Below are 14,662 nucleotides of genomic sequence, written 5' to 3' on the forward strand. Positions count from 1 at the left end.
CCGGACGTCATACGATCTGGCTGCTTCGGCAGCCACCTCGTATGACGCGTGACCCAGCGCACCGCTCCGAGGAATCTCCGTGGTATGGACGAAGCCACTACCGTTGTCGGGTGAGTAGCGATACGTCTTCCGAACCGACCGGCCCCACTTTCGACGACCTGGGCCTGTCCGCCGGCGTGCTCGAGGCGATCAAGGGCCTCGGTTACGAGACGCCATCGGCGATCCAGGCCGCTACCATCCCGCTCCTGCTCGAGGGCCGCGACGTCGTCGGCCTGGCCCAGACCGGCACGGGCAAGACGGCCGCGTTCGCGCTGCCCGTCCTCTCCAACCTCGACCCCTACGACACGAAGAAGCCGCAGGCGCTGGTCCTCGCGCCGACCCGCGAGCTGGCGCTCCAGGTCTGCGAGGCCTTCGAGCGGTACGCCGCGAACCTGCCCGGCATCCGCGTCCTGCCCGTGTACGGCGGCCAGGGCTACGGCCCCCAGCTGACCGCGCTGCGCCGTGGCGTCCACGTCGTCGTCGGCACTCCGGGCCGGATCATGGACCACCTCGACAAGGGCACCCTCGACCTGTCCGAGCTGAAGTTCCTCGTGCTCGACGAGGCCGACGAGATGCTGTCGATGGGCTTCGCCGAGGACATCGAGACGATCCTCGCCGACACGCCGACCGACAAGCAGGTCGCGCTCTTCTCGGCGACGATGCCGCGCCAGATCAAGGCGCTCACCGGTCAGTACCTCCGCGACCCCAAGGAGGTGCAGGTCCGCTCGAAGACCGCGACCGCAGCGAACATCACCCAGCGCTACCTGACGGTGTCCTACCCGCAGAAGGTGGACGCCCTCACCCGCATCCTCGAGGTCGAGAACTTCGAGGGAATGATCGTCTTCGTCCGGACCAAGTCCGAGACCGAGTCGCTGGCCGAGAAGCTGCGCGCCCGTGGCTTCGCCGCCGCCGCGATCAACGGCGACGTCGTGCAGAACGTCCGGGAGCGCACCGTCAACCAGCTCAAGGACGGCACGCTCGACATCCTGGTCGCCACCGACGTCGCCGCACGTGGCCTCGACGTCGAGCGGATCAGCCACGTCGTCAACTACGACATCCCGACCGACACCGAGGCCTACGTGCACCGGATCGGCCGCACCGGGCGCGCGGGCCGCGCGGGCGATGCGATCTCGTTCATCACCCCGCGCGAGCGCTACCTGCTCAAGGCCATCGAGAAGGCCACCCGCTCGACCCTGCAGCAGATGGACCTGCCGTCGGTCGACGAGGTCAACGCGACCCGGCTGTCCCGTTTCGACGACGGGATCACCGCGGCGCTCGCCGACAGTGGCAAGGTCGGCTTCTTCCGCGACGTGGTGGCCCACTACGTCAAGGAGTACGACGTCCCGGAGATCGACGTCGCGGCGGCCCTGGCCACCGTGATGCACGGTGAGCAGCCGCTGCTCCTCGAGGAGCAGCCCGAGCCGGCCCGCCGTCAGCGCCCGGAGCGCGGTGAGCGCCCCGAGCGCGGTGACCGTGGCGACCGTCCGCGGGAGTCGGGCCGGTCCCGGTCGACCGACCAGCCCCTGGCGACGTACCGCATCAGCGTCGGGCGTCGGCACAAGGTCGAGCCCCGCCAGATCGTCGGCGCGATCGCCAACGAGGGCGGCCTGCGTCGCGGCGACTTCGGCAACATCTCGATCCGCCCCGACTTCTCGCTCGTCGAGCTGCCCGCCGACCTCGCGCCGGAGACCTGGGCCGCGCTCGAGAACACCCGTATCAGCGGCAAGCTCATCGAGCTCCAGGCCGACCGCGGCCCGTCGAGCTTCCGCAGTGCTCCCGCCAAGGAGCGCAAGCCCCGCCACAAGTGATCCGCGAGACGTCGATCCATCCGGTCCGAGACGTCGATCCGTTCGCAGCACACGCGACCGATTGACGCCTCGGCCACGACGGATCGACGGCTCGGCGGAGGGGCGAGAGGACCACGTGGAACGAGGGCCCGGCATGCCGGGCCCTCGTCACTCAACTCTCCCTGCGTACGCCGGAGGGGGGATCCGACGCTGCAAGAGGTGCGCGCCCCTCTCTGCATGGGGTCAGCGAGGGGCGCGGTCGAAAGCGGAGTGCTCCCTCCTCAAATCGACCCGGTCAGCATAAGACTCCGCCGTCGTGTGTGTCGAAATGTTCGGGCGAAGTGGCACGCTGGGCCCATGAGTGGACTGGACCTCCTCGGCCCCGACCAACGGGGCCTCTTCATCGGCGGCAGCTGGCGCGACGCGGAGGGGGGCGAGACGTTCGCGGTCTACGACCCGGCCGACGGCTCGGTGCTCGCTCGCGTCGCGTCCGCGACGACCAACGACGCGATGGACGCGCTCGACGCGGCCGCCGCCGCGCAGGCCGACTGGGCGCGTACGCCGCCACGCGAGCGCGGCGAGATCCTGCGCCGAGCCTTCGAGCTGATCAACGCGCGGGCCGACGACCTCGCCGAGCTGATGAGCCTCGAGATGGGCAAGACCGTCGCCGAGGCGAAGGGCGAGGTGACCTACGCCAACGAGTTCTTCCGCTGGTTCTCGGAGGAGGCCGTGCGGATCCATGGCCGCTGGATGCAGAACCCCGCCGGCAACTCCCGTCTGCTCACCATCAAGAAGCCGGTCGGGCCGTGCTTCTTCGTCACCCCGTGGAACTTCCCGCTCGCCATGGGCACCCGCAAGATCGGCCCGGCGGTCGCCGCCGGATGCACGATGGTCGTCAAGCCGGCCGAGCTCACCCCGCTGTCGATGCTGGCGCTCGCGAGCATCCTCGCCGAGGCCGGCCTTCCCGACGGCGTCCTCAACGTCGTGCCCACCCACCACTCGGCCGACATGTCGAAGGCGTTGATGGCCGACGACCGGCTGCGCAAGGTCTCCTTCACCGGGTCGACCGAGGTCGGCCGCGTGCTCGTGAGGCAGTCCGCGGACCAGCTGCAGCGCATCAGCATGGAGCTGGGCGGCAACGCGCCGTTCCTCGTCTTCGAGGACGCCGACATCGACGCGGCTGTGGACGGGGCGATGATCGCCAAGATGCGCAACATGGGCGAGGCCTGCACGGCCGCCAACCGCTTCCTCGTGCACGCCGACGTGGCGGAGGAGTTCGCCGAGAAGCTCGCGACCCGGATGGGCAAGCTGGTCGTCGGTCGCGGGCAGGACGCCGGCGTCGACGTCGGGCCGCTCATCGAGGAGAAGGCGGTCGAGTCGGTCCACCAGCTGGTGACCGACGCGGTGCACGACGGCGCACGCGTGCTGACCGGTGGCGGCTCGCCCGACGGACCGGGCTTCTTCTACAACCCCACCGTCCTGCTCGACGTCGACCCGGAGTCGGAGATCAACTCGCAGGAGATCTTCGGTCCGGTGGCCCCGATCGTCACGTTCACGACCGAGGAGGAGGCGGTCACCCGCGCCAACGCGACCGAGTACGGTCTCGCCTCCTACGCCTACACGCGCGACCTGGCCCGCACGATCCGGCTCGCGGAGGCACTCGACTACGGGATGGTCGGCATCAACACGGGCCTCATCTCCAACGCCGCCGCGCCCTTCGGCGGGGTGAAGGCGTCGGGCTTCGGCCGCGAGGGTGGCTTCGAGGGCATCGAGGAGTACCTGGAGACGACGTACGTCGCTCTGCCGGCGGGCTGACCGGCGCCGTCGTCCGGGCGTGCGCCGATGGTGGTGAGACCACTGTCCATTCATGGCACAATATGTTGTACCGTCACCTCCGTCGTGACCGCTGCCCGCCAGGTGGCGAAGTCTCTCGGGAGGTTCGATGGAGTTGAAGCGCCCTCATGCGTGGTTCTGGACCAGGTTCAGGGTCTCAAGCGACGCATGCGCCTGATGCAGGAGTCGAGGACCTTCTTGGTGACGAAGAAGGCCTTCGACGAGGGCACATGCAGGTACGTCCCCCTGTATTCGAACAGCAAGGTGAACGCACCCCGCAAGGTGCGCAACGACAGCTGGGTCCTGGAGCCGTGAGGGCGGCCCTGGTGGCACTCGTGTGCGCATGTGCGATCACGTCGATGGCCGCGTGCTCGCCGGCGGCCGATCGGACGGGGGAGACGGCCCCCACGATCTCGTCGTCGCCAAGCGCGGGTCCGAGCACCCCCGATGCGACGGCTGCGCGCCAATCGGGGACGCCGACGCATGCTGCGACCGACGATTCGGTGGTGTACGGCCCGGAGTCCGTCAAGGTGATCTCCATCCGTGGTGAGCATCCGCTACGCCTGCGCCTCATCGGTCCGGCCGGAGCCACCTTCCGGATCCGCAATGCCGGGACGGTCGCCCCCTGCACGGTCACCGATGAAGTGCGCGGTCTGACGCCACGGGCAGACATGCCGAGCAACGCGACCAGCCGATACGCGATCGAATGTCGGTCGGCGGCTCCCCGGCGGGCTGTTCTGCTCCCCGAGGTCCAGGCCGGCGCCTTCCGCTACGAGTTCGAGGTCCCGATCGGCCGACGATGACGAGTGGTCAGGGCGTCGAGTCGGCGGAACTCCCCACGGGGGTGCCAGCGAGCTCCAGCGAGCTGCGAGGATGCGCCGACTCGACGCCCCTGAGCTGCGAGGATGCGCCGACTCGACCCTTCTGAGCTGCGAGGATGCGCCGACTCGGCAGGTCAGGCCGTGGCCGACTCCGGGCTCGGTACGTCGATCAGGGGCAGCAGGTCGTCGCGGGAGCCGATGCCGAGCTTGCGGTAGACCCGCGACAGGTGCCACTCGACACCCTTGACGGTGACGCTCAGCTGCTCGGCGATCTGCCGGTTGGTGAGGCCACGGGCCGCCAGGCGGGCGACCCGCTGCTCGGCCTGGGTGAGCAGCGCGACGGCCTCGCCACGGCACGGACGGGCCCGCTCGCCGGCGCGCTCGAGCAGCCGGGAGATACGCGCGTGGAGCGGCCAGAGGGCCTCGCCGGCCGCGTAGTCCTCGGCGGCGCGCAGCAGACCGAGCGCCTGCCCGGCAGCGGCCGAGGGGACGAGGAGCAGCAGCCCGGCCAGGTCGGTCTCGACCTGGGCCGCGAGGCGCAGGTCGCTGGCCGCGAGCGCCAGGCCACGGGCGCGGTCGAGTGCCGTGAGCGCGTCGACGGTGGCGTCGACCGTCGCCACGGTGCGCAGCGCGATCGCAATCTGCCAGGGATCGGCCGACTGCTCGGCGATGCGCAGCAGTTCGTGCGCGAGCGTCGCCGCAGCGGCGCGCTGACCGAGACGCACGAGGCTGAGGGACGCGCCCGCCCGCCACGGCGTCAGCGCGGGGTCGTCGCCGTCCGCCAGGGCACCCACTCGACGGTAGTGGCCCAGGGCGCGCTCGTGGTCGCCGAGTGCAGCGGCGAGCTCACCGTGGCCGAGGTGGGCGAGGACGGCGACCGGACCGGTGCCGGCCAGCCGGGACTCGAGGCTCCCTGCGGCCGTCGAGGCCGCCGAGACGTCTCCGACCGCCAGTCGGCAGGTGAGCAGCAGCGCGGCGTGCTCGGCCCGCTCGGCCCCGGTGAGGTCGCGTCGGGACGCGCCGGCGAGCTCGCTCGCGGCACGACGGATGCGACCCGACCGCACCAGCCACCAGCTCTCCATGAGCCTGCCCGAGAAGGAGGAGGTCGGCCGCGGCTGTGGGAGCGTCAGGGCCATGTGACCTGACAGTAGGGCCGCGCCAGATCGTCGCGGACGGGTTTCCACGATTTTGCTCAGGTGGTCTGGTCCGCTGCCGATAGACGCCAGCTCAAGAGCTCGGTGTCGATGGCTGCGGTCACGGAGAGCGGCCCCGTCCCGTCGGCGACGAGCAGCGCGTCGCCGGCCGCGAGAGGCTCGGCGAGAGAGTTGCGCAGCAGCGCGCCTGAGGCCACGTAGACGTGGAGCGGGCCAGCCTCGGGAAGCGTCACGGACTCGCCCGCCGCCAGCCGCGAGACCCAGAGCGTCGAGCCGCCGACGGTGAGCGCCTCGGTCAGCGGGCCGGGGCTCACCGCGTGGACGTCGTACGACGGCTCGCTGTCGTCGTCGGACCTGAGCCAGACCTGTACGAACCGGGTCTGGGGCGCCGCCGCGATCTCGCTGTGCTCGACTCCGGCGCCGGCGTGGAGGTGACCCACCTCGCCCGGGACCAAGGTGTGTGAGCCTCCCGAGGAGCCGTCGAGCGAGTCGGCGTGGGTGAGCGCCCCCGAGACCACCCAGGTGACGATGTCGAGGCCTGCGTGCCGGTGGGCATCGAACCCGCGGCCGGCGCCGAGCAGGTGCTCGTCGTGGCAGATCATCGGCCCGAACGAGATGCGAGCGGGGTCGTAGTCGGCGCCGAACGAGAACGCGTGCCGTGTGGCGCGACCCACGTCACGCTCGGTGAAACGGGCGGTTCCCCTGCGGATCTCGACAGTCATGAGCACAATTGTCCCGTGTCCGTTCCGCAGCTTCCGGAGGGCTTCGTCTTCGGAACGAGCACCTCGGCGTACCAGATCGAGGGTGCTGTGGCCGAGGACGGCCGCGGGCCGAGCATCTGGGACACCTTCGCCGCTCGCGAGGGCGCGGTCGTGGACGGATCGGACGGCGTCGTGGCGGCCGACCACTACCACCGGCTCGATGAGGACCTCGCGCTGCTCCGTCGCCTCGGGGCGCGCGGCTACCGCTTCTCCATCTCCTGGTCGCGCGTGCTCCCGAACGGACGCGGCGCTCCGAACCCCCTCGGTCTGGCCTTCTACGACCGGCTGATCGACGGCCTGGTCGAGGCCGGCATCGAGCCGATGGTGACGCTCTACCACTTCGACCTGCCCCAGCACCTCGAGGACGACGGCGGCTGGCTCAACCGCACCACGGTCGACGCCTTCGCGGAGTTCGCCGCGCTGATCGGCCGCCGGTACGCCGACCGCGTCACGCACTGGGTCCCGGTCAGCGAGCCGGCCGTCGCGTCGATGATGGGCTACGGCACCGGCGAGCACGCACCCGGGCGCAAGCTCTCCTTCGAGGCGCTCGCGGTCGCGCACGACCTGCTCCTCGCCCACGGCCGGGCCGCCATCGAGCTGCGCGCGGCGGGCGCGACCAGCGTCGGCTGCGCCAACAACCACGCGCCGATGTGGCCGGCCAGCGACGACGAGGCCGACGTCGGGGCGACCAAGCTCTTCGACGCGCTGTGGAACGGGCTCTTCCTCGAGCCCATGCTGCTGGGCCGCTACCCGGCCGACATCGCGCCGCTCCTGGAGGACGTCGTCCGGCCGGGCGACCTGGCCACGATCCGGCAGCCGCTCGACTTCTACGGCGTGAACTACTACAGCCCGATCCGCGTCGCCGCGGCCGAGGAGGGCGCGGAGAACCCGTTCCGGTTCGTGCCGCTGCTCGGCCACGAGCAGACCGCCACCGGCTGGTCCGTGGTGCCGCACGCCCTGCGCGAGTGGCTGATCCTGACCCGAGCCCGGTTCCGCGCCGGCCTTCCGCCGTTGGTGATCACCGAGTCGGGCGCGTCCTTCGCCGAACGCCCCGGTGCCGACGGCGTGGTCGACGACGAGCGGCGGATCGCCTACCTGCAGTCACACCTGGAGGCCGTGCTCGCCGCGGTCGAGCGGGGTGTCGACGTCAGGGGCTACTACGTGTGGTCGCTCCTGGACAGCTTCGAGTGGTCGCACGGCTACACGACGCCGTACGGCCTGGTGCACGTGGACCGCGACACCCTGGCGCGCACGCCGAAGCGCTCGTTCGACTGGTACGCCGACCTGATCGCCGCCCAGGCCGCCGCGACCTCGGAGTGAACCCTCAGAGCGCAGCCGCCACGCGGGTGCCCTGACCGATCGCCCGCTTGGCGTCCAGCTCGGAGGCGACGTCGGCGCCGCCGATCAGGTGGGCCGGCACCCCGAGCGCGACGAGCTCGTCGTAGAGGTCGCGCACCGACTCCTGGCCGGTGCAGAGCACGATGGTGTCCACCTCGAGGGTGTGCGGCTGGCCGTCGACGGTGTAGTGCAGGACGGGCGCGTCAGTGGGACCGTCGACGGAGTCGTACGTCGCTCCGCTGACCAGCCGCACGCCCGACTGCTTGAGCACCGCCCGGTGCGCCCAGCCGGAGGTCTTGCCGAGGCCGACCCCGATCGGGGTGGTCTTGCGCTGCAGCAGCGTGACCTCGCGTGCCGGGGTCCGCGGCTTGGGCTCGGTGAGGCCGCCGCGGTCGAACGCCGGGTCGCCGACGCCCCAGTGGGCGAGCCACTCCTCGGGCGTCTCCTCCTCGTGGGTCAGCGCCACCGACACGTCGACGCCGATGCCGCCTGCCCCGATCACGGCGACGCGGCGGCCCGGCACGACGCGGCCGCCCAGCACGTCGGCGTACGTCACCACGGCTGCGTGCTCCAGCCCGTCGATGGTGGGGACGCGAGGCGCCACGCCCGTCGCCACGACGACCTCGTCGAAGCTCTGCAGGTCGGGCGCCGTCGGCGTGCTGCCCAGGCGTACGTCGACGCCGAGCACCTCGAGGCGGCGGCCGAAGTAGCGCAGCGTCTCGGCGAAGTCCTCCTTGCCCGGCACCGCCATCGCGAGCCGGAACTGGCCGCCGATCTCGGTGCGCCGCTCGAACAGGGTCACGTCCAGCCCGCGCTCGGCGGCCGAGACGGCCGCGGACAGCCCGGCCGGACCGGCCCCGACGACGGCGACCGTGCGCTTGCGGCGGGTGGGCGCGAGCACCAGCGTCGTCTCGTTGCCGGCACGCGGGTTGACCAGGCAGGACGCCTTCCGGTTGCTGAAGACGTGGTCCAGGCAGGCCTGGTTGCAGGCGATGCAGGTGTTGATCTCGTCGGAGCGGCCAGCGGCGGCCTTGTGGACGAATTCCGGGTCGGCGAGGAGCGGACGTGCCATCGACACGAGGTCCGCGTGGCCGTCGGCGAGGAGCGACTCCGCGAGCTCGGGGGTGTTGATGCGGTTGGAGGCGCAGACCGGCACCGACACCTCGGCTCGCAGCCGAGCGGTGTGGCCGACCCAGATGCCTCGGGGCACCTGCGTGAGGATCGTCGGCACCCGGGCCTCGTGCCACCCGATGCCGGTGTTGAGCACGGTCACGCCGGCCTCCTCCAGCGCGCGGGCCAGGTCGACGACCTCGTCCCAGGTCTGGCCGCCGTCGACGAGGTCGAGCAGCGAGATCCGGTAGACGATCGGGAAGTCCTCGCCGACCAGCTCGCGCGAGCGGCGTACGACCTCGACGGGGAACCGCATCCGGTTGCACGCCGACCCGCCCCACCTGTCGGTGCGGTGGTTGGTGCGCTCGGCGAGGAACTGGTTGATGAGGTAGCCCTCGGAGCCCATGATCTCGACGGCGTCGTACCCCGCCTTCCTGGCGAGGGCGACGGACCTCGCGAACTCGGTCACCGTGCGGTCGACGCCCTTGGTCGACAGGGCCGAGGGCCGGAACGGCGTGATCGGGCTCTTGCCCGGGCTGGCCGAGACCGAGAACGGCGTGTAGCCGTAGCGCCCCGCGTGCAGCACCTGCAGCGCGATCGCGCCGCCCTCGTCGTGCACCGCGTCGGTGATCTCGCGGTGGCGCATCGCGTGCAGGCGCGTGGTCATCTCGGAGGCGAACGGCTTGAGCCAGCCGCGCTTGCTGGGGGCGTAGCCGCCGGTGATGATCAGGCCGGTGCCGCCACGGGCGCGCTCGGCGAAGTACGCCGCCAGCTTGCTCATGTCGAAGCGGCTGTCCTCCAGCCCGGTGTGCATCGAGCCCATCACGACCCGGTTGCGGAGCGTGACGGCGCCCGCGCCCGACCCGAGGGTGATCGGCGCGAGCAGGTGCGGGTAGGGGCTGGTCGTCGGAGCCATGCGGGGGATGTTACTCACAGGTAACCCGCCGTGTCGTGTCCCCCTCGCCCCGGCTCCGCGGGTGAGTCCCAAGTCCGGCCCAAGCGGGCGCCAAGGGCCGGGCCCGACGCTCAGGTCAACAAGGCCCCTTCCCGACCTAGGACACGATCATGACCCGACTGCTCTACCGACTCGGCCGCGGCTGCGCCGCCCACCCGTGGCGTGTGCTCGCCGGCTGGCTGCTCGTCTTCGCCACCGTCTTCACCCTCGCCGGCACCGTCGGTGGACCGACCCAGGAGAACTGGGACGTCCCCGGCGCCCGCGCGCAGCACGGCATCGACCTGCTGCGCCAGCACGTGCCGGGTGCCGGCAACGCCACCGCCCGCGTGGTGCTGCACGGCGACCGACCGGTCGCTCCGGCCGACCTGACCACGCTCACACACCGGCTCGCGACCATGCCGCACGCTGCGACGGTCAGCGAGCCGCGGCTCTCGACCGACGGTGACACGGCCGTCCTCGAGGTCGGCTACGACGTGCCGGTCACCGACCCCGAGCTGTTCGGGAAGATCGGCGCCCTCGACAGCGCGGTCGAGCCCATGAAAGACGCCGGCTACCAGGTCGAGCTCAACGGCGACGTCCCGGAGAACGCCACCTCTCCCATGCAGGGCCGGGGCGAGCTCATCGGGATCATCGCCGCGCTGCTCATCCTGCTGTTCGCCTTCGGGTCCGTCGTCAGCGCCGGGTTGCCGATCGGCTCGGCACTGGTCGGCCTCGGCGTCGGCGCGGGCGGCCTGACGGTGCTCGCCGGGCTGACCGACGTGAGCACGATGGCCCCGACCGTGGCGACCATGGTCGGTCTCGGCGTCGGCATCGACTACGCGCTGCTCCTCGTCACGCGTCACGCCGAGTTCCTGCGGGCCGGCTTCACCCCGGTCGAGGCCGCGGGCCGGGCGACCGCGACGGCCGGACGGTCGGTGGTGTTCGCCGCCGGCACCGTGCTGGTCTCGCTGATGGGGCTCCGGCTGGCCGGGCTGCCGACGTACACCTCCTTCGGCTTCGCGACCGCGATCGCTGTCGTCGGTGTCGCCGCGGCCTCGCTCACCGTCGTCCCGGTGCTCTGCCGACTGGCCGGTCGGCGCGTGCTGCCGCGCGGCGTACGTCGTGAGCGGACCCGCTCCCGCGAGCCGTTCACCGCTCGTTGGGCCGCCCGGGTCGGCCGTCGCCCGCTGCCGTGGGCGATCGGTGCGGCGCTCGTGATGGTGATGCTCGCGCTGCCGGTGCTCGACCTGCGGACCTGGCCCGGCGACCCCGGAGACCAGTCGCAGAGCGTGACGACCCGGCGGGCGCACGACTTGATCGCCGCGGAGTTCGGCGTCGGGGCCAACACCGACTACACCGTCGTTGCGGGGCCGTCGGTCTCCGACGCGGGTGTCGAGCAGGCTCACGCCGCCGTCGCGGCACTGCCCGGCGTGGCCGAGGTCGGCCCCGTCACCGCCTCGCCCGACGGCGCGCTGCACGTCTTCCGGGTCGTGCCGAGGTTCGGCGACTCCGACGCGCGCACCGGTGGGCTGGTCGCCGACATCCGGGCGGAGCTGCCGTCCGGCGTGGAGCTGACCGGGCGGACGCCGTACTTCTCCGACATCACGGGCATGCTCGGCGCGCGCCTGTGGATCGTCATCGCCTTCGTGGTGTCGGTGTCGATGCTGCTGCTGGCCATGGTGTTCCGGTCCGTGCTGCTCCCGGTGAAGGCCGCCGCGATGAACCTGCTGTCCGTCGCCGCGTCGTACGGCGTCATGGTGGCCGTGTTCCAGTGGGGTTGGGGGGCCGGGCTGCTCGGAGTCGACCACTCGTTCCCGGTCTCGGCGTGGATGCCGGTGCTGATCTTCGCGGTGCTGTTCGGGCTGTCGATGGACTACGAGGTCTTCCTGCTCTCCCGGGTGCGCGAGCGGTGGCTGGACAGCGGTGACGCCCGCGGCAGCGTGGTCGCCGGACTGACCGACACCGGCCGCGTCATCAGCGCCGCGGCGGCGATCATGGTGGCCGTCTTCCTCGGCTTCGCGAGCGAGGTCGACTGGACCGTCAAGCAGCTCGGCATCGGCATGGCGGTCGCCGTCTTCCTCGACGCGACGCTGGTCCGGATGGTGCTGGTGCCGGCCACGATGTCGCTGCTCGGTCGCTGGAACTGGTGGCTCCCGGCCTGGCTGGACCGCCTCCTGCCGACCGTGTCCGTCGAGGACGACCCCGCCGAGCTCGAGGAGCCGGTCCGCGCCTGAGGGGGCCGCTCGTCTGGGGTAACTCACTGTTCGCCGGGGTAGGCGTCCGTTCCAACGGTCGTCCACCTCGGCGAACACCGAGTTACCCCCGTGCTCGGCCGCCTGTCCACAGCCGACAGGCGAGGAATCAATGTCGAGTGATCCGGTCTACGATTCGGGCCATGCGTCTGCGTCGTACCGCTCTGATCGTCCCTGTTCTCATGGTCGCTGCCGCGGGGTGTGCTCCCGCGGGCAGCGACGGCAAGGCGGCCTCGGAGCCGAGCACGTCGGCCAGCGGCAGCAGCAGCACCGACGCCTGCGCCAGCGGCAGCCTCCCGACCAAGACGGCCGGCAAGCTGACCGTCGCCACCGACTCCCCGGCCTACGAGCCGTGGTTCTCCGACAACGACCCGAGCAACGGCAAGGGCTTCGAGTCGGCCGTCGCGTACGCCGTCGCCGACAAGCTGGGCTTCGACAAGGGCCACGTCAGCTGGGTGAAGGTCCCGTTCAACAACTCCTACGCCCCGGGCGCGAAGGCGTTCGACTTCGACATCAACCAGATCTCGATCACGCCGGACCGTCAGAAGGTCGTCGACTTCTCCAAGCCGTACTACACCGCCACCCAGGCCGTCGTGACCCTGAAGAAGAACGCCGGCAAGGCGACGTCGCTGGCCGACCTCAAGAAGCTCAAGCTCGGCGCGCAGACCGGCACCACGTCGCTCACCGCCATCCGGGAGATCGTGAAGCCGGAGCAGGAGCCGCTCGTCTTCAACGACAGCAACGCCCCCAAGCAGGCGCTGCTCAACGGCCAGGTCGACGCCGTCGTCTTCGACCTGCCGACGGCCTTCTACATCACCTCCGCGGAGATCGAGGGCTCGACCATCACCGGGCAGTTCTCCGGCCAGGGTGCCGAGGGCGACCAGTTCGGCATGCTCTTCGAGAAGGGCAACGCGCTGCGCGACTGCGTCGACCGGGCCATCGCCGAGCTGACGTCGGACGGGACGCTCGCGGCCCTGGAGAAGCAGTGGCTCTCGGACGTGGTCAACGTCCCGGTCCTGCAGTGACGCGCAGATGAGCGCGGTCGAGGCCTGGACGCCGAGCGTCCGCCAGCTCGAGCGCGAGTCGGTCGAGCGCCGCCGGCGCCATCAGCGGGCGCTGGTCGCACTCGTGGTGACGCTGGTCGTCTTCGCCGTCATCGTCGTCGCCGTCACGTCGTCGCCGGGCTGGGACCGGGTGAAGGAGACCTTCTTCTCCTGGCCGGACATGAAGGCCGCGTTCCCCGACGTCCTCCACGGGTTCCTGAAGTACAACGTCGCGATGTTCCTGATCGCTGAGCCGCTGATCCTGCTCGTGGGCATCGCGGTGGCGGTCACCCGGCACACCGTGTCGCCGTGGCTGACGCCGTTGCGGATCCTGGCGGTCGTCTACACCGACCTGTTCCGCGGCCTGCCGACGATCCTCGTCGTCACGCTCTTCGGGCTCGGCATCCCGGCGCTGCAGCTCACCGGCGTCACCAACTCGCTCTTCTGGCTCACCCTGGTCGCACTCGTGCTCTGCTACGGCGCGTACGTCGCCGAGGTGATCCGCGCCGGCATCGACTCCGTCCACCCGACACAGCTCGCGTCAGCCGAGGCACTCGCCCTCTCCCGCGCCCAGGCGATGTGGCACGTGATCCTGCCGCAGGCGCTGCGCCGTGTCGTGCCGCCGCTCGTCAACGACTTCGTGTCACTGCAGAAGGACACCGCGCTGATCTCGGTGGTCGGCGTCTTCGAGGCGCTGAAGGCGGCCTCCGACTACGGCAACTACCACTTCAACTACTCGCCGATGGTCCTCGCCGGAGTCTTCTTCCTGGTGGTCACCATCCCGGTCGCACGACTCACCGACTGGCTCAGTGCCCGCGCCCGCCGCCGCGAGTGGGGTCGCTCATGACCACCCCGATGAGCGAGCTGCTCTCCGTCGCCGGCCTCCGCAAGTCGTACGGCGACCGGGTGGTCCTGGCCGACATCGACCTGTCGATCTCGACGCACGACGTGGTGTGCCTGATCGGGGCCTCCGGCTCGGGCAAGTCGACCCTGCTGCGCTGCCTCAACCTGCTCGAGCCGATCGACGACGGTGTGATCACCTTCGACGGCCGCGAGATCTCCGACCCGCTGATCGACCCGCGCGAGGTGCGCCGCGAGATCGGCATGGTCTTCCAGGCCTACAACCTCTTCCCGCACCTGACCGTCCTGGAGAACTGTGTCCTGGCACCGGTCAAGGTGCACGGGATGGAGAAGGACGAGGCGCGCGCTCGGGCCGAGGAGCTGCTCACCCGCTTCGGGCTGGCCGCCCACTCCTCGGCGCATCCCGACTCGCTCTCCGGTGGGCAGCAGCAGCGCGCCGCCCTGGTCCGGGCCCTCTGCACCCGGCCGCGGCTGCTCCTCCTCGACGAGATCACGGCCGCACTCGACCCGATCCTCGTCGGTGAGGTGCTCGAGATCGTCCGCGCCGAGGCGGCCGCCGGGATGACGATGATCCTGGCCACCCACGAGATGGCCTTCGCACGCGAGGTCGCCACCTCGGTCTGCTTCCTCGACGGCGGCCGGATCCTCGAGCAGGGCGCCCCGGACCAGCTGTTCGGGGACCCGCGTGAGGAGCGGACGAAGGAGTTCCTGGCGCGCATCCTCTAGGGC

10 protein-coding genes are annotated in these 14,662 nt (G+C 71.1%); 7 read left to right on the forward strand and 3 right to left on the reverse strand.

Features of this window, described 5'->3' with window-relative positions; translation table 11 throughout:
* The first annotated feature begins 110 nt into the window (after positions 1 to 110).
* Together ABD205_RS04780 and ABD205_RS04785 are read left to right on the forward strand one after the other, a co-directional pair.
* Positions 111 to 1,847: a DEAD/DEAH box helicase gene (locus tag ABD205_RS04780; RefSeq protein ID WP_344042938.1), complete on the forward strand. Its 1,737-nt coding sequence runs from the start codon at positions 111 to 113 to the stop codon at positions 1,845 to 1,847.
* A 336-nt stretch (positions 1,848 to 2,183) separates the two neighbouring features.
* A complete protein-coding gene (locus ABD205_RS04785; protein WP_344042941.1) occupies positions 2,184 to 3,641 on the forward strand; it encodes an NAD-dependent succinate-semialdehyde dehydrogenase in 1,458 nt (485 codons plus the stop codon).
* 973 nt (positions 3,642 to 4,614) lie between these two features.
* Here ABD205_RS04785 and ABD205_RS04790 read toward each other — a convergent pair.
* The gene (locus ABD205_RS04790; protein ID WP_344042943.1) at positions 4,615 to 5,616 is read right to left on the reverse strand and encodes a LuxR C-terminal-related transcriptional regulator; all 1,002 of its coding nucleotides are present in this window, start codon (positions 5,614 to 5,616) and stop codon (positions 4,615 to 4,617) included.
* A gap of 56 nt (positions 5,617 to 5,672) precedes the next feature.
* Entirely contained in the window at positions 5,673 to 6,356 is a 684-nt protein-coding gene (locus ABD205_RS04795; RefSeq protein WP_344042945.1) for a pirin family protein, read from the reverse strand.
* A gap of 15 nt (positions 6,357 to 6,371) precedes the next feature.
* Between ABD205_RS04795 and ABD205_RS04800 the strand changes: the two genes are divergently transcribed.
* Positions 6,372 to 7,715, forward strand: a complete 1,344-nt coding sequence (locus tag ABD205_RS04800) for a GH1 family beta-glucosidase (protein WP_344042947.1) — start codon at positions 6,372 to 6,374, stop codon at positions 7,713 to 7,715.
* 4 nt (positions 7,716 to 7,719) lie between these two features.
* On the opposite strand, the gene ABD205_RS04805 is transcribed toward ABD205_RS04800, so the two are convergent.
* Positions 7,720 to 9,759, reverse strand: coding sequence for an FAD-dependent oxidoreductase (locus ABD205_RS04805; protein WP_344042949.1), 2,040 nt, complete (start codon positions 9,757 to 9,759; stop codon positions 7,720 to 7,722).
* Between the two features lie 149 nt (positions 9,760 to 9,908).
* Here ABD205_RS04805 and ABD205_RS04810 point away from each other — a divergent pair, with 149 nt between their 5' ends.
* The 4 genes from ABD205_RS04810 (at position 9,909) to ABD205_RS04825 (ending at position 14,659) form a co-directional block, all read left to right on the forward strand.
* The gene (locus tag ABD205_RS04810) at positions 9,909 to 12,011 is read left to right on the forward strand and encodes an MMPL family transporter (protein WP_344042951.1); all 2,103 of its coding nucleotides are present in this window, start codon (positions 9,909 to 9,911) and stop codon (positions 12,009 to 12,011) included.
* A 161-nt stretch (positions 12,012 to 12,172) separates the two neighbouring features.
* On the forward strand, positions 12,173 to 13,054 hold the full coding sequence (locus ABD205_RS04815; protein WP_344042953.1) for an ABC transporter substrate-binding protein: 882 nt from the start codon (positions 12,173 to 12,175) through the stop codon (positions 13,052 to 13,054).
* A gap of 7 nt (positions 13,055 to 13,061) precedes the next feature.
* Complete coding sequence (locus tag ABD205_RS04820) at positions 13,062 to 13,919, forward strand: amino acid ABC transporter permease (RefSeq protein ID WP_344042955.1); 858 nt, start codon at positions 13,062 to 13,064, stop codon at positions 13,917 to 13,919.
* Positions 13,916 to 14,659, forward strand: a complete 744-nt coding sequence (locus ABD205_RS04825; RefSeq protein ID WP_425572777.1) for an amino acid ABC transporter ATP-binding protein — start codon at positions 13,916 to 13,918, stop codon at positions 14,657 to 14,659. Before ABD205_RS04820 ends, ABD205_RS04825 begins: the two co-directional genes overlap by 4 nt.
* Positions 14,660 to 14,662 lie beyond the last annotated feature (3 nt).

It is taken from the genome of Nocardioides panacihumi, assembly GCF_039530925.1.
GTDB lineage: Bacteria > Actinomycetota > Actinomycetes > Propionibacteriales > Nocardioidaceae > Nocardioides > Nocardioides panacihumi.